This window comes from Mycolicibacter nonchromogenicus (genome assembly GCF_002101775.1).
Lineage (GTDB): Bacteria > Actinomycetota > Actinomycetes > Mycobacteriales > Mycobacteriaceae > Mycobacterium > Mycobacterium nonchromogenicum.
This window is the reverse complement of sequence record NZ_LQPI01000048.1, coordinates 127,429-141,673: the sequence shown is the minus strand read 5'-3', so window position 1 is coordinate 141,673 and position 14,245 is coordinate 127,429. Positions and strand designations below refer to the sequence as shown.

Sequence of the window (14,245 nt, the reverse complement as noted above, 5' to 3'; positions counted from 1 at the left end):
CTCAGCCTCCGAACCTTGCGCCGGCGTCGATGCTCCACAGCGCCATCGTCAGCAGCATGTTGACCATGATCACGATCGTGATGCTGGCACGCATGGCTCGTCCGGCGGCCACCCCGACGCCTTCGGGACCGCCAGAGGCGTAGAAGCCGTAGTAGCACTGCACCGTTGAGGCCAGCCACACGAACACCACGCACTTGAGCACCGAGTACAGGATGTCCTGGCCGCTGAGCATCATGGTGAAGTAGTGCAGGTAGGGGCCGATCGAACCGCCGCCGATCAGGCCCGTCACCAGTTGGCAGGTCAGGTAGGTGATCGCCAGACAGGCAACGTAGAGCGGGATCACCGCGATGGTCGAGGCCAGCAGTCGGGTGGTGACCAGAAACGGGATGGGTCGGATGGCGATCGATTCGAGTGCGTCGATCTCCTCGGCGATCCGCATGGCGCCGAGCTGTGCGGTGAAGCGGCAGCCGGCCTGCATCGCGAACGCGAGTGAGGCCATGATGGGCGCCAGCTCGCGGGTGTTGACCAGCGAGGAGATGATGCCGGTCGCCGGCCCGAGCCCCAGCAGATTCAGGAAGTTATAGCCCTCGATCGCCACCAGGGCCCCGGCGGTGAAGCCGAGGACCACCGCCACGCCCGCGGTGCCGCCGCCGACCACGATGGAGCCGTTGCCCCAGGCGATGTCGGAGAGCAGGCGCACGAACTCCTTGCGGTAATGGCGCAGCACGGTGGGGACACCGGCTGCGGCGCGGCCGAAGAACACCAGCATGTGGCCCAGCCGGATGGTGGGCTCGGACGCCAATCGATACAGGCGGACGAATGGGCGCGCGAACGCAGGGACATACGCAGAAGCTGTCATGTCACAGGCCCGTCCGCGGGAACAGCACGTTGTAGAGCTCGCTGATGCCGACGTTGACGATCATCAGCACCAGGATCGACTCCACCACCGAAGCGTTCACGGAGTTGGCCACCCCGGCCGGCCCGCCACGGGTGGACAGTCCCTTCTGACACGAGACCACCGCGACGATCGCGCCGTAGATCACGGCTTTGATCAACGCGACGATCATGTCGCCGGTGGTGGCGAACGAGGAGAACGTCGCCACGAAGCTGCCGGGCGCGCCCTTCTGGAAGTACACGTTGAACAGGTAGCTGGCCAGGAAGCCGACGAAGCAGGTGATCCCGGTCAGCGCCACGCCGATCATGATCGCCGCGGCGAAGCGGGGGACCACGAGCCGGCGGATCACCGAGACGCCCATCACCTCCATGGCGTCGGTCTCCTCGCGCATGGTGCGCGAGCCCAGGTCGGCGGTGATGGCCGACCCGACGGCGGCGGCCATCAGCATGGCGGCCACCAACGAGGCGGCCTGTCGGATGACGGCCAGCCCGGCGGCGGCGCCGGCCAGCGAGGTGGCGCCGACCTGGTTGGCCAGCAGCGCGAACTGGACGGAGAGCGTGACCCCGATCGGCAGCGCCACCAAGATGGTGGGCAGCACAGCGGTGTTGGCCATGAACGCGCTCTGCCGGACGAACTCGCCCCATTGGAACCGGCCGCCGAACAGGTCGGAGAAGAAGTACTGCACGGTGCGCACTGCCAACACGCACTGCTCGCCGACGGTGGTCAGTGAGGCGAGCGGGTGGCGGTTGACGTAACCGGCGGTCCAGTCCTGAATTGCTGCCACACCGTCGAGCGATTCCGGCGCGGCAATGTCGCGGTCATCCTGGGTGGTCATCGGTCGCCGATCGTGGTCGTGAGGTCACCGTCGGTTGCCGATCGCGTGCACGGCCGATGATCCATGGCGGTCACCATAGTCAGGGTTCTTACTCCGCGGTAGGGTTCCGAAGTTCTCGGACCAACTGGTGGGTAGACAGAAAGGATACGCAGGCCGTCCATTGGGTAGAAGCTCATGGGGTGCCGACGCGACCTTTCATTCCGGACATGATGTCGGACACAATGCCCCGACAATGGTGCTTCGGGCAACATCACTGCGGTTATGGCTGAGTTACCCGCCAGTAGCACGGGTTTTCGCGGTTTTGGCGTCCGGATTCGGGCGTTGCGGGCAATACTCGACCGGGACATGTGCGACAGACGGAAGGAACCCGGGACGGTGCGAATGCGGGGAAGATGGACCCAGATCGCTGCCGCGGTGGGCGCTGCACTGGCAGTCGCAGCCGTGCCGGCACCGGGCTCCGCGCTCGCCGATCCGGACCAGACGCCGGCGCCTCCGGGCTTCACGCCGGGGCCCACGGACTGGTCTCCGCGGATGGACATCTGGCCGTTCAGCACCTTCACCTATCAGGTGACGCCGGAGATGATCGGCGGCATGTCGGATTCCTGCCAATGGTTCAACTCCCAGTTCGATCCGCTGATGGGGCAGATCACCGCCTTCAACCGCAACTTGGCAGACCATCACGACGTCTACGCGAGCGTGCAGTCGCAGGCGGATGCGGTGCTGGCCGGCATCGACGGAGCGACCGGGTTCCTGGGCCCGCGTGTCAAGCCGCTGACCATCCGAAACACCCCGGACAACTTCGGCCCCTACTCGCCGCTCTACGGCGGGGAACAGATGACCGAGGTGCTGTTCCAGCTGTCGCAGACCGCCGAGAGCATCCGTAAGAAGCAGCCGGCGGGCTTTACCCGCCCCTACATCGACGCCGCGTTCGGCTGGGGCGACGCGTTGCGGAATTCCGGGGCCTGCACCTAGGTGCCCGCAGGCACCGGAATGGGGGGTAGGTTCGGGGTGCGCTGCGGCCGGACGGCCCCGCGCAGCGATGACGAGAGGTAGTTCAGGGTGCCGGACCGTGAGGACCAGCCAGCGGCCGACGACGTCGAACCGGCAGTTGAGGCCACCGAAGCCGAGCCTGCCGAGTCCACCAAGGACGAAGAGTCCGCAGCAGACAGCGAGTCGGCTGCGGAGTCGGTCAAGGGCGGTGATGAAGCCGAGCCCACCGAGGACAGCAAGCCCACCGACGTTCAGGTCGCTGAAGACGCCGCGGGGCCGGCTCGCCCTTATCGGCGGTGGATCGCTGCGGCGGTGCTGGCGCTGGGCGTGATCGGAGCGGGCTACGAGGGCTGGCTGCTGTATGCGCACCACCAGCGCACCGTGGCCGCCGCGCAGGCGCTGGAGACGGCCGAGAAGTACACCCTGGCGCTCACCAGCGTGGACCCCGCTGCGATCGACCAGAACTTCGCCGAGATCATCGACGGAGCAACCGGCGAGTTCAAGGACGTCTACAGCGCATCCAGCGAACAGCTGCGCCAGCTGTTGATCGAGAACAAGGCGTCCGCACACGGCACGGTCATCGACTCGGCGGTGAAGTCGGCCACCAAGAACAAGGTCGAAGTTCTGCTGTTCGTCGATCAGGCGGTGAGCAACAAGGCGCTGTCGCAACCGCAGATCGACCGCAGTCGCATCGTGATCACCATGGAGAAGGTGAACGGCCGCTGGCTGGCCGCCAAGGTCGACATGCCTTGATTGCGTAGGGCTTAACGGCCCAGCTGGGTCTGCATCCCCCAGATCAGCACTTCCGACGACGCACCTGCCGTGAGGCGATGACCGCCGCCGGCGGTGAAGCGGACCGCGTCACCGGCTCCCAATGCGCCGACACTTTCCAGCTTGACGCTGCCCAGCGCGACGAACAGGTGCAGGTATGGCGCGTCTGGCACCGTGACGCTGTCGCCCGGTCGCAGCCGCGCGGCATATAGGGTCGCGCCGGCGTTGCCGAGGGTGATTACGGCCTCGGGGTCACGCCCTGAGGCGACGGTGATCAGGCGCCCGCCCGCCAGTGCGTCACCGATGTCGCGCTGCTGATAACTCGGCGTTCGGCCCGGGGTGTCCGGCATGACCCACATCTGTACGAAATGCACCGGCTCGCAGGAAGAGTCGTTCTTCTCCGAATGCAAGATGCCGGTGCCCGCCGACATGCGTTGCGCCAGTCCCGGATGGATGACGCCGGCGTTCCCGATCGAATCGCGATGGCTCAGCGCACCGGACAGCACCCAGGTGACGATCTCGGCGTCGCGGTGCGGGTGGGTGTCGAAGCCGGCGCTCGGCTCCACGATGTCATCGTTGTTGACCAGCAGCAGCCCGTGATGGGTGTTGTCGGGATCGTAGTAATCGTTGAACGAGAACGAATGCCGCGAGGTGAGCCACGGTGCGCGGGTGACCGCGCGGTCCTCCGCTCGTCGCACATCGAGCAGGCCGGTCATGACCGCCAAGGCTAGCGCGCAACACGGTCGGTGCCGGTAGTCTCACTGCAACCGCCGAGACATACGGAGGTAGCACGCGATGTCCGTCGAAACCGGCGCGTGAGTCGTCCGACACTGCAGTATCTGCAGATCGGCGGGCTCATCTCCCAGGCCGGCGGTGATCCGTGGGCGGTCGATGACAGCCTGCAGGCCGGCAGCCCCACCCAGATCGACTTCCTGGCGCAGGCGTTCCATTCGGCCGCCGGATCGGCCACCTCGGCCGAGGAAGCCTTCGTCACCGCCCGGCAGCACTTCGAGCAGTACAACCGGGAGAACGGCGAGCAGCCGATCAACAACAGCGCCGAGGTCCAGCGGGTCAGGGACGGTCTGCATGCCACCAATCAGCAACTCGGTCAGATCGCGGCCGACCTGGAGACCATCGCCGCCACCTTGGCGCAGGCCCACGCCGCCTCGCTGGCCAACATCACCGCGCTCAACGCCAACCTGATGGTCCTCGACGCCCGTATCGGGGTGTACCTGGAGCAGGAGAGGCAGGGCCACGACCACGGCGCCGACATTGCCCAGTGCCGTGAGTTGGCCGAGGCCGACACCGAGACCGCGCTGCACAATGCCACCGTCATCCGCAACGGCTACTCCAAGACCCTGCAACAGGCGCTGACCGATCTGCGGGTGCGCGACGGATACGACCCCGACGCTGCGCTGGGCGAGTTCGACGCGGACGCGCCGGCACCGCCACCGGGACCGGTCCCCGACGATCCCCAGCAGTTCAACGACTACTGGAACAGCCTGACGCCCGGGCAGAAGGACTGGCTTTACAACGCCGACCACAACATCGGCAACCATCCGGGCATGCCGTGCGACCCGCCGGATCACCTGGGCTACGACCACTACAACAAGCTGCACCTGGCGGACGAACTCAGCCGGGCCCGGGGTGCTGCCGCGCAGGCCGAGGTCTTGAAGAACCAGCACCCGGACTGGGCTGCCGGCAATGACATTCCGCGTCCTAATGAGCCGGGGGCGATCTTCGACGACCGCGTCGCCTACGAGAACTGGCAACGCCAATATTCCGCGGCACGCGACGGCGCCAGATACCTGCCGGATCTGCAGGCCGTGGACGCCGCGGTCCGCGCCAGTCCGGACCGCAGGCTGATGCTGCTGGACACCCAGAGCGGCACGCAGGCGCGGGCCGCCATCGCGGTCGGGGATCCGGATAAGGCCACCCACGTGTCGGTCACCACCCCGGGACTGAACACCACGGTGCACGGCGGCATCGGGGGAATGACCGAAGAGGCGACCAACCTCCGGCAAGAAGCCCTGCGGCAGTTGGGACTTAGCCCCGGGCACGCAACAGATTCCGTTTCGGCGATCGCATGGATCGGTTACGACCCGCCGCAGGTGCCCGGCTTCGACGACAAGACGGCTTCCCTGTCCGGAATCTGGGGCGTCACGCACGACGACCTCGCCCGAGCCGGGGCCCATGACCTGGCCCGTTTCTATGACGGGATACAGGCGTCGCACCTGGGCGGTCCCGCCGACCTGACCGCGATCGGGCATTCCTACGGTTCGCTGACCACCGGCCTGGCGTTACAGGAGCCCGGTGATCACGGGGTGTCCCGCGCGCTGTTCTACGGGTCCCCCGGGATCGCAGCCTCCACACCGGAGCAGCTGCAACTGCACGCCGGGCAGGTCTACGCGATGGAGGCCCCCGATGACCCCATTCAATGGGTCTACGACGCCAGGGCGGTGGGTCAGGGCATCCCGATCCTGGGCACCTACCTCAACAACGAGTTGGGCGATTTCGGATCGAACCCGGCCACCAACCCCGAATTCACCCGACTGGCCACCGGTGCCGCGAGCGTGCCCGACGGTCATGGCGGAACCATCGTGCTGCAGGAAGCGCACGGCCACAGCGATTACCCGCGTTTCCCCGACGGCGGAGGCGTTCGGACGACCAACTACAACATCGCCGCGGTCCTGGCGGGTCTCGGCGACAAGGCGGTTCGAGGAAATTGACGTATCACCACATGTCCCCACCCCAGCCGCGACGATGCCTGTCCGCTGTCTTGGCCATCGCCGCACTAACCGCAGGATGTCACGTGTCCCAACCTTATGAACCCACTCCGCCCAGCGTCGCCGCCGAGGCCTTGGACGTGCTCAGATCTCTGCCGTCCTTCGAGGAGACCCAAACCCTGGTACAGGCGGCGATGGACGAGATCACCACGGCCGCAAGCCAGGTCATCCCAGCTGCCCGGTGGGAGAGAATCCACGAGGGTTCGGGCGGTCGATGCGAGCGGCCCTATGAACAGACCGACGGCAAACGCTACTTCCTGCCCGACGTCATTGCGCAGGATGTCGACGTGTCAGAGCAGGCCTGGGCGAAGCTCGAACAGATCGCCAGAGCGGCGGCTGCGAAGCTGGACGCCACCGAGGTGCAGGTGATGGCGAACCAGCCGGGCAACCACGACGTCGGTTTCTACGGCCCCACCGGGCTTTTCATCAAAATCGGCTACCGGGGCAACCTCGTGGTGTCCGGTTACACCGGCTGCCGGCTGCCCCGAGAATGACGGGCTACCAGTCCGATTCGTCGTAGGTGATGACGCCGCGGATGTTCTTGCCGTCGAGCATGTCCTGGTAGCCGGTGTTGATGTCTTCGAGCTTGTAGGTCGTGGTGATCATTTCGTCGATCTTGAGCAGTCCCGACTTGTAGAGGCCCACCAGCCGCGGCGTCTCGATGTGCGAGCTTCCGCCGCCGAAGATGTTGCCCTTCAACGTCTTCTGCAGCATGGTGAACAGGAACAGGTTCAGCTTGACGTCGAAGTCGACCATGGCGCCCATGCCGGTGACCACGCAGGTTCCGGTCTTGGCGGTCAGCGTCAGCGCCTCTTCGATGTATTCGCCCTTCATGTCGCCGACGGCGATGATCACCTTGTCAGCCATCAGGCCCCAGGTCTCTTCCATGACCGGCATGAGCGCCTCGGCCATCGACGGGTAGACGTGGGTGGCGCCGAACTTGACGGCCGCCTCTCGCTTGAAGGGCACCGGGTCGATCGCGATGACCCGCCGGGCGCCGGAGATCACCGCGCCCTGCAGGGCGCTCATGCCGATACCGCCGACACCGACGATGATGACGGTCTCGCCCGGTTGAACTTCAGCGACGTTGGTGGCCGAACCGAATCCGGTGGGCACGGCGCAACCCATGATGGCCGCAGCCTCGAACGGCACGTCCTTGTCGATCTTGACCACGGAGTCCTGGTGCACAGTCATGTACGGCGAGAACGTACCCAGCAGGTTCATCGCCGAGACCTCGTGCGAACCGGCGTGGATCCGGTTGGTGCCGTCGGCGATGGCCTTGCCGCCCAGCAGCACCGCGCCGCGATCACACAGCGAGCGGAAACCCTTCATACACGGCGCGCAGGAGCCGCATGCCGGGATGAAGGCCATCACGACGTGGTCGCCCTCTTCCAGACCGGTGACGCCCTTGCCGACCTTGGTGATCACCCCGGCGCCCTCGTGGCCGCCCAGCGCCGGCAGGCCCATCGGAGTGGCTCCGGTGGTCAGGTGGTAGTCCGAGTGGCACATGCCCGCGGCGTGCATCCGGACCTGTACTTCGCCTTCGACCGGGTCGCCCAGTTCGATCTCGTCGACCCGCCACGGCGAGTTCACTTCCCACAACAAAGCGCCCTTGGTCTTCATGACCGGCATCATAGAACACGTTTCAGAAGCACTCCCGATGGGTGCTTTCAGCTGCGGGAATGCTGCCCTAGCTGGTCTTGTGTGGAATGCCCACAGACAGGCCGCCGTCGATCACCAGATCGGAACCGGTCATGTACGACGACTCGTCGGAGGCCAAGAAGACCACCGCGGTGGAGACCTCCGCGGACTTGGCGCCCCGGCCCATCGGAATCTGCAGGGAGTCGTCGGGGATCGCGATCGTCATCCGGGTGCGAATCAGCCCGGGCAGCACACTGTTGATCCGGATGTTGTGCGGAGCCAGTTCCACGGCGGCGGCTTTGGCCAGCCCGCGGACCCCCCATTTCGACGCGACGTAGCCGTACAGGCCGGCGGTGCCCCGCATCCCTTCGACCGAGGAGATGTTGATGATGGAGCCGCCGCCGGCGGCCTTCATCGGGGCGACCGCGGCATGCATGCCCAGCATGGTGCCGGTCAGGTTGACATCGATGACCTGCTGCCAGACGGCGGGATCGAAGTTCTCCAGCGCGTTGTACTTCGCGATCCCGGCGTTGTTCACCAACACGTCGAGGCTGCCGAAGGCGTCGACCGCAGTCGCGACGGCCGCCTGCCATTGGTCGGCCTGGGTGACGTCGAGCGGCACGAACCGGGCGGTGTCGGGTCCCAACTCCTCGGCGAGTCTGCTGCCCTCGTCCTCGAGGACGTCACCGATCACGATCTTGGCGCCCTCAGCTGCCAGCGCCCGGGTGTGTGCGGCACCCATGCCCCGCGCCCCGCCGCTGATCAGCGCGACTTTGCCTTCGACTCGTCCCATGGCTGGCGAGGTTACCTGGGCAGCGCTTTGCCCGTTACGCTGCCCTGATGGCAGTGACCCGCATCGAGCGAACCTTCCAAGGTCAAGGCGCGCGGGAGGTTCCGATCGTCTACGACACCTGGACGCCGGACTCGCCGCCGCGCGCCGTGGTGGTGCTGTCACATGGTTTCGGCGAGCATGCCCGTCGCTATGACCACGTCGCGGAGCGGTTCGGAGCAGCGGGGCTGGTGACCTATGCGCTCGACCACCGCGGCCACGGACGCTCGGGTGGCAAGCGGGTGCTCTGCCGCGACATCGCGGAATACACCGGCGACTTCCACACGTGCGTGGGTATCGCTGCGCGCGAGCACCCCGGGCTGCCGCGCGTGGTGCTCGGGCACAGCATGGGCGGGGCGATCGTGTTCAGCTACGGCGTCGACCGCCCCGACGACTACCAGTTGATGGTGCTGTCCGGACCCGCGGTGGGCATGACCGAGACGGTGTCGCCCGTATTGGCATTCGTCGCCAAGGCCCTCGGGGCCATCGCGCCGAGCCTGCCGGTGGAGAAACTCGACAGTGCCCTGGTCTCGCGTGACCCCGCGGTGGTGCGCGCCTACAACGAGGATCCACTGGTGCATCACGGTCTGGTACCGGCCGGCGTGGCGCGGGCTCTGATCAAGGTCAGCGAGACCATGCCGACGCGGGCGCAGGCACTGACTGCCCCGCTGCTGGTGGTGCACGGTGCCGAGGACGGTCTGGTGCCGGCGCAGGGCAGCAGGCGGCTGGCGGACAGTGCCGGTACCAACGACGTGCAACTGATCGTGTATCCGGGGCTCTACCACGAGGTGTTCAACGAGCCGGAGCGAGCACAGGTGCTCGACGACGTGGTGGGCTGGATCGACGCGCACCTGTGAGTCGCGGTCGGCGTGGTGTCGCCGATGTCGGTTAGCGTGGCGGCCATGAGCACCGACGACAAGATGTTGGCGCGGATCGCCGCACTGTTGCGCCAGGCCGAGGGCACCGACAACCCCCATGAAGCCGATGCGTTCATGGCGGCGGCGCAACGGCTGGCCACTGCGACCTCCATCGACCTGGCGGTGGCTCGCGCGCATTCGGCCACCCGGACCGCGGCCACCACGCCGGTGCAGCGGACCATCACCATCGGCGAGCCGGGCACCCGCGGGTTGCGCACCTATGTGCAGCTGTTTGTGGGGATCGCCGCGGCCAATGACGTGCGCTGCGACGTGGCGAGCAATTCGACCTATGTCTATGCCTACGGTTTCGCCGAGGACATCGACGCCACCCACGCCCTCTACGCCAGCCTGGTCGTTCAGATGGTCCGGGCCGCGGACGCCTATATCGCCACCGGCGCGCATCGGCCCACCCCGACCATCACCGCTCGGTTGAACTTCCATCTGGCATTCGGCGCTCGAGTCGGCCAGCGGCTGGCCGAAGCCCGTGACGAGGCCCGACGCGATGCGGAGAAGGATCGGAGTCGGCCACCGGGAACGGCGATTGCATTGCGCAACAAGGAAGTCGAGCTGCACGACTTCTACCGCGGCACATCCAAGGCACGGGGCACGTGGCGGGCCACCCGGGCCTCGGCGGGCTATTCGTCGGCGGCACGACGGGCCGGGGACCGGGCTGGGCGTCGAGCCCGACTGGGCGACAGTGCTGAGCTGTCGGTGGCGCGGTCCGCGCTGGAACGGTGAACGACAACGCTGAACAGCGCGATGCTCAGCGCGCCAAGGTCTACGCCGCAGAGCTCTTCGTCCGCACCCTGTTCGACCGCGCTGCCGAGAGCGGCAGGCGCAGTGTGGAGTTCTTCGGCACTGAGCTGACGTTGCCGCCCGAGGCGCGCTTCGGCTCGGTCGCCGCCGTCGGGCGCTACGTCGAGGACGTCATGGCGCTGTCGACGGTGCGCGCGCGGTGGCCGGACGCGGCGGAACTGACGGTGCGCGCTCGCCGAGGCACCACGGCGGCGCACTACGAAAAGCTCGGTGCGGCAGGGGTTATCGCCGTACCGGATCAGCGTGGTGTGGACTGGGCGTTGCGAGAACTGGTGGTGCTGCATGAGATTGCGCACCATCTGTGTGATGGGCGGCCGCCGCACGGACCGGAATTCGTCGCCACATTCTGCGAACTCGCCGAGATCGTGATGGGCCCCGAGTTGGGGTATGTGCTGCGGGTGGTGTTCGCCAAGGAGGGTGTGCGACAGCGGCGGGAGCCACTGGCGTGATGATCGGCTGTCGGGCGATCCTCTAAGGTGCGACAGTGAACACCTTCGTCCCGGTGCCAGAGTTCGCCAGTCTGGACGCGTATCTGGGGGAAGACGAATTCATCCACGTCACACAGCCGGCGGTCTGCAACCTTGCCCGGGAATTGCGGCAGTCTGCGGGCGGTGACGTGGCGTTCGCTCGGGCCGCGTTCGAATGGGTGCGCGATCAGGTCGCTCACTCCTACGACGTCGCAGACCCTCGAGTAACGCTGACCGCGAGCGAGGTACTCGAGCAGCGCGTCGGACTCTGTTACGCCAAATCCCACTTGCTGGCAGCGCTTTTGCGATCAGAAGGTATTCCCACCGGCCTGTGCTATCAGCGACTTGTGCACGGTGAGGGACATGTTCTGCACGGACTCGTCGCGATCTATCTGGGGGGAGCCTGGCACCGCCAGGATGCGCGCGGCAATAAGCAGGGCGTGGACGCGCAGTTCTCCCTCGGCTCGGAGAGGCTCGCGTGGTCCGTTGACACGTCTGTCGGAGAGGTCGACTACCCGCAGATCTTTGCTTCGCCCGTGCGGCCTGTCATCAACACACTGCGCGACACGGAGGACATCCTGGCGATCTACGACACCGGCCTGCCGACTGGGCTGGGTGCCGACGCCCGCTGAGCGTCCCGTACACGGGAGGCGCCGGTGACGCTACGAGGTGGTCCGTCACCGGCGCCGTCCGTCGTCAGCTGGTGACGGCCACCAATTCGTCGCCGCAGGTGCATCGGTAACTCACGTCCGCTCCGGAGCAGTGGCACGCCGTCTCGATGCGTACCCGGCAACCGCAGCCGTCGTGGCCGCAGGTCAGCACAGTTCCCTCTTCGTAGTTGGTCATCTGTCACACCTTCCTTCGTGGTCCCCGGCGGGCGCCGGGCTGACCCGACTATATACCCCATAGGGGTATGGGGTAAAGGAAAATCTGCGCGGGGTTGCCGGCTAGCCGGTTGGCGCCGAATTCTTCGTTGCTGGCAAACAGCGGCCGGGCGTAACCTCTTGTCAGATGGATGGGTGCAACTGGCACCAAATCGCCTGTTGCATAACAGAAAGGTCACGAAATGAGTACAGTCCATTCATCAATCGAACACCACCCTGACCTGTTAGCTCTGCGGGCGCGGTACGACCGCGCGGCCGAGTCGATGACCGCTCAGGGAACCTTCGGATTGACGCTGCTGGCGGCTGTCTACGGGGCGGTGTCCCCGTGGGTTGCCGGATTCGACGCGACCACCAGATTGGCCGTCAACAACCTGGTCGTCGGACTCTGCGTCGCTTTCCTGGCGTGCGGGATGGCGGCGGCGCTCGACCGCATGCACGGGCTGGCGTGGACCCTGCCGGTCTTCGGGGCGTGGTTCATCGCCTCGCCCTGGATCCTGACCGACGGATCGCCGAGCACCGCGATGATCTGGTCCAACGTGATCACCGGCGCGGTGATGACGGTCCTCGGCCTCAACGCCGCGTACTTCGGTATGCGGGCGCGCAGTGAGTCAGCCCGGCACGCCTAGGCAGACTCAGCGCGCGTAGCCCGGGCTAGCCGCAGACGGCACCGTTGGCGGCGGAGCCCACCAGCTTGCGGTACTTGGCCAGCACGCCGGTGGTGTAGCGCGGCGCCGGCGGGGTGAAACCCTGTGCGCGGGCGGCGAACTCGTAAGGATCCGCCACCACGTCCAACGTCGCGTTGGCTACGTCGAGGCGGATCTTGTCGCCGTCGCGCAGGAACGCAATCGGGCCGCCGTCCACCGCTTCGGGGGCGATGTGGCCGACGCACAGGCCGGTGGTGCCGCCGGAGAACCGGCCGTCGGTCAGCAGCAGAACGTCTTTGCCCAGACCGGCGCCCTTGATGGCCCCGGTGATCGCCAGCATCTCCCGCATGCCGGGTCCGCCCTTGGGCCCCTCGTAGCGGATCACCACGGCGTCGCCGGCGCGGATCGTGCCGTCTTCCAGCGCATCGAGCGCCGCCCGCTCGCCGTCGAAAACCCTTGCGGTGCCTTCGAACACGTCGGTGTCGAAGCCCGCGGACTTGACCACCGCGCCCTCGGGGGCCAGGGATCCGCTGAGAATGGTGATGCCGCCGGTCGGGTGGATCGGGTTGGTCAGTGCGTGGACCACTTTGCCGTCGACGACCGGGGGATTGAGCTCGGCGATGTTCTCCGCCATGGTCTTGCCGGTGACGGTCAGGCAGTCGCCGTGCAGCAGCCCGGCCTCCAGCAACGTCTTCAGCATGACCGGCACGCCACCGATCTTGTCGATGTCGTGCATGACGTGCGCCCCGAACGGCTTGACGTCGGCCAGGTGCGGCACCTTGGCGCCCACCCGGGAGAAGTCGGCCAGGGTCAGATTCACTTCGGCCTCGCGAGCGATCGCCAGCAGGTGCAGCACCGCATTGGTCGATCCGCCGAACGCCATCACCACGGCGATCGCGTTCTCGAACGCCTCCTTGGTCAAGATGTCGCGTGCGGTGATGCCCCGGCGCAGCAACTCGACCACGGCGGCCCCGCTGGCGCGCGCATACCCGTCACGGCGCCGGTCGACCGCCGGCGGAGAGGCGCTTCCCGGCAGCGACATGCCCAGCGCCTCGGCGGCACTGGCCATGGTGTTGGCGGTGTACATGCCGCCGCAGGCGCCTTCACCGGGACAGATCGCCCGCTCGATGATGTCGACGTCCTCTTGGGACATCAGGCCGCGGGAGCAGGCGCCCACCGCCTCGAACGCGTCGATGATCGTCACCTCACGCTCGGTGCCGTCGGACAGCTTCGCGTAGCCGGGCAGGGTGGAGCCGGCGTAGAGGAAGACCGAGGCCAGGTTGAGGCGCGCCGCGGCCATCAGCATGCCGGGCAGCGACTTGTCGCAGCCGGCCAGCAGCACCGATCCGTCGAGACGCTCTGCGCACATCACGGTCTCGACACTGTCGGCGATCACCTCGCGCGACACCAGCGAGAAGTGCATGCCCTCGTGGCCCATCGAGATGCCGTCGGAGACCGAGATGGTGCCGAACTCCAGCGGGTAACCGCCGGCCTGAAGGACGCCCTCTTTGGCGGCCTTGGCCAACCGGTCCAGCGAGAGGTTGCAGGGTGTGATCTCGTTCCACGACGAGGCCACACCGATCTGGGGCTTGGCGAAGTCCTCGTCGCCCATGCCGACGGCCCGCAACATGCCGCGGGCGGCGGTCTTCTCCAGGCCGTCGGTGACGTCACGACTGCGCGGTTTGATGTCGGCGGACGCCGCGGTGGTGTTGTTGCTCCCAGAATTCACCAGCTCAGTATGCCGCTAGGGCCGGACCGGGCAAAACGAAT

At 66.8% G+C, this 14,245-nt stretch carries 16 protein-coding genes; 9 read left to right on the top strand and 7 right to left on the bottom strand.

The window, feature by feature from the left end:
* Nucleotide 1 precedes the first annotated feature (1 nt).
* A complete protein-coding gene (locus tag AWC18_RS13460) occupies nucleotides 2-859 on the bottom strand; it encodes an ABC transporter permease (protein WP_085139047.1) in 858 nt (285 codons plus the stop codon).
* A 1-nt stretch (nucleotide 860) separates the two neighbouring features.
* Complete coding sequence (locus AWC18_RS13455; protein ID WP_064998003.1) at nucleotides 861-1,730, bottom strand: MlaE family ABC transporter permease; 870 nt, start codon at nucleotides 1,728-1,730, stop codon at nucleotides 861-863.
* 381 nt (nucleotides 1,731-2,111) lie between these two features.
* On the opposite strand from AWC18_RS13455, the gene AWC18_RS13450 reads away from it, so the two are divergent.
* Nucleotides 2,112-2,702, top strand: a complete 591-nt coding sequence (locus tag AWC18_RS13450) for a hypothetical protein (RefSeq protein WP_085139046.1) — start codon at nucleotides 2,112-2,114, stop codon at nucleotides 2,700-2,702.
* A gap of 87 nt (nucleotides 2,703-2,789) precedes the next feature.
* Nucleotides 2,790-3,473, top strand: a complete 684-nt coding sequence (locus tag AWC18_RS13445) for an Rv1363c family protein (protein ID WP_085139045.1) — start codon at nucleotides 2,790-2,792, stop codon at nucleotides 3,471-3,473.
* An 11-nt stretch (nucleotides 3,474-3,484) separates the two neighbouring features.
* On the opposite strand, the gene AWC18_RS13440 is transcribed toward AWC18_RS13445, so the two are convergent.
* Nucleotides 3,485-4,207: a pirin family protein gene (locus AWC18_RS13440; protein WP_085139044.1), complete on the bottom strand. Its 723-nt coding sequence runs from the start codon at nucleotides 4,205-4,207 to the stop codon at nucleotides 3,485-3,487.
* A gap of 99 nt (nucleotides 4,208-4,306) precedes the next feature.
* Here AWC18_RS13440 and AWC18_RS13435 point away from each other — a divergent pair, with 99 nt between their 5' ends.
* Nucleotides 4,307-6,220: a putative alpha/beta hydrolase gene (locus tag AWC18_RS13435; protein ID WP_085139043.1), complete on the top strand. Its 1,914-nt coding sequence runs from the start codon at nucleotides 4,307-4,309 to the stop codon at nucleotides 6,218-6,220.
* 83 nt (nucleotides 6,221-6,303) lie between these two features.
* Nucleotides 6,304-6,771 carry an LppA family lipoprotein gene (locus AWC18_RS13430; RefSeq protein WP_085139042.1) on the top strand — a complete coding sequence of 156 codons (468 nt, stop codon included), beginning with the start codon at nucleotides 6,304-6,306 and terminating at the stop codon, nucleotides 6,769-6,771.
* A 4-nt stretch (nucleotides 6,772-6,775) separates the two neighbouring features.
* Here the strand turns inward: AWC18_RS13430 and AWC18_RS13425 are convergent, their stop codons facing one another.
* Both AWC18_RS13425 and AWC18_RS13420 read right to left on the bottom strand, forming a co-directional pair.
* On the bottom strand, nucleotides 6,776-7,900 hold the full coding sequence (locus tag AWC18_RS13425) for an NDMA-dependent alcohol dehydrogenase (protein ID WP_064998032.1): 1,125 nt from the start codon (nucleotides 7,898-7,900) through the stop codon (nucleotides 6,776-6,778).
* A gap of 67 nt (nucleotides 7,901-7,967) precedes the next feature.
* A complete protein-coding gene (locus AWC18_RS13420) occupies nucleotides 7,968-8,711 on the bottom strand; it encodes a glucose 1-dehydrogenase (protein ID WP_064998008.1) in 744 nt (247 codons plus the stop codon).
* 47 nt (nucleotides 8,712-8,758) lie between these two features.
* On the opposite strand from AWC18_RS13420, the gene AWC18_RS13415 reads away from it, so the two are divergent.
* From AWC18_RS13415 to AWC18_RS13400, 4 genes are read left to right on the top strand one after another with little or no spacing between them, the layout of a single operon-like run.
* Entirely contained in the window at nucleotides 8,759-9,604 is an 846-nt protein-coding gene (locus AWC18_RS13415; RefSeq protein WP_109560082.1) for an alpha/beta hydrolase, read from the top strand.
* Nucleotides 9,605-9,649: 45 nt separating this feature from the next.
* Nucleotides 9,650-10,402 carry a DUF2786 domain-containing protein gene (locus AWC18_RS13410; protein ID WP_064998034.1) on the top strand — a complete coding sequence of 251 codons (753 nt, stop codon included), beginning with the start codon at nucleotides 9,650-9,652 and terminating at the stop codon, nucleotides 10,400-10,402.
* Nucleotides 10,399-10,929 carry a TIGR04338 family metallohydrolase gene (locus AWC18_RS13405; RefSeq protein WP_064998009.1) on the top strand — a complete coding sequence of 177 codons (531 nt, stop codon included), beginning with the start codon at nucleotides 10,399-10,401 and terminating at the stop codon, nucleotides 10,927-10,929. The genes AWC18_RS13410 and AWC18_RS13405 overlap by 4 nt, the downstream gene beginning before the upstream one ends.
* Nucleotides 10,930-10,964: 35 nt before the next feature.
* A complete protein-coding gene (locus tag AWC18_RS13400) occupies nucleotides 10,965-11,579 on the top strand; it encodes a transglutaminase-like domain-containing protein (protein ID WP_208858366.1) in 615 nt (204 codons plus the stop codon).
* 64 nt (nucleotides 11,580-11,643) lie between these two features.
* Here the strand turns inward: AWC18_RS13400 and mymT are convergent, their stop codons facing one another.
* Nucleotides 11,644-11,793, bottom strand: coding sequence for a copper-binding metallothionein MymT (mymT, locus tag AWC18_RS13395; RefSeq protein WP_085139041.1), 150 nt, complete (start codon nucleotides 11,791-11,793; stop codon nucleotides 11,644-11,646).
* 220 nt (nucleotides 11,794-12,013) lie between these two features.
* On the opposite strand from mymT, the gene AWC18_RS13390 reads away from it, so the two are divergent.
* On the top strand, nucleotides 12,014-12,457 hold the full coding sequence (locus tag AWC18_RS13390) for an SPW repeat protein (protein ID WP_085139040.1): 444 nt from the start codon (nucleotides 12,014-12,016) through the stop codon (nucleotides 12,455-12,457).
* A 25-nt stretch (nucleotides 12,458-12,482) separates the two neighbouring features.
* On the opposite strand, the gene ilvD is transcribed toward AWC18_RS13390, so the two are convergent.
* On the bottom strand, nucleotides 12,483-14,204 hold the full coding sequence (ilvD, locus tag AWC18_RS13385; RefSeq protein WP_085139039.1) for a dihydroxy-acid dehydratase: 1,722 nt from the start codon (nucleotides 14,202-14,204) through the stop codon (nucleotides 12,483-12,485).
* Between the last annotated feature and the right edge of the window lie 41 nt (nucleotides 14,205-14,245).

Bases quoted from the DNA above. Each gene is read 5' to 3' on its own strand.
- AWC18_RS13450 (WP_085139046.1), top strand. From the start codon at position 2,112: ATGCGGGGAAGATGGACCCAGATCGCTGCCGCGGTGGGCGCTGCACTG.
- AWC18_RS13440 (WP_085139044.1), bottom strand. From the start codon at position 4,207: ATGACCGGCCTGCTCGATGTGCGACGAGCGGAGGACCGCGCGGTCACC.
- AWC18_RS13425 (WP_064998032.1), bottom strand. From the start codon at position 7,900: ATGAAGACCAAGGGCGCTTTGTTGTGGGAAGTGAACTCGCCGTGGCGG.
- AWC18_RS13415 (WP_109560082.1), top strand. From the start codon at position 8,759: ATGGCAGTGACCCGCATCGAGCGAACCTTCCAAGGTCAAGGCGCGCGG.
- AWC18_RS13455 (WP_064998003.1), bottom strand. From the start codon at position 1,730: ATGACCACCCAGGATGACCGCGACATTGCCGCGCCGGAATCGCTCGAC.
- AWC18_RS13410 (WP_064998034.1), top strand. From the start codon at position 9,650: ATGAGCACCGACGACAAGATGTTGGCGCGGATCGCCGCACTGTTGCGC.
- mymT (WP_085139041.1), bottom strand. From the start codon at position 11,793: ATGACCAACTACGAAGAGGGAACTGTGCTGACCTGCGGCCACGACGGC.
- AWC18_RS13420 (WP_064998008.1), bottom strand. From the start codon at position 8,711: ATGGGACGAGTCGAAGGCAAAGTCGCGCTGATCAGCGGCGGGGCGCGG.
- AWC18_RS13460 (WP_085139047.1), bottom strand. From the start codon at position 859: ATGACAGCTTCTGCGTATGTCCCTGCGTTCGCGCGCCCATTCGTCCGC.
- AWC18_RS13390 (WP_085139040.1), top strand. From the start codon at position 12,014: ATGAGTACAGTCCATTCATCAATCGAACACCACCCTGACCTGTTAGCT.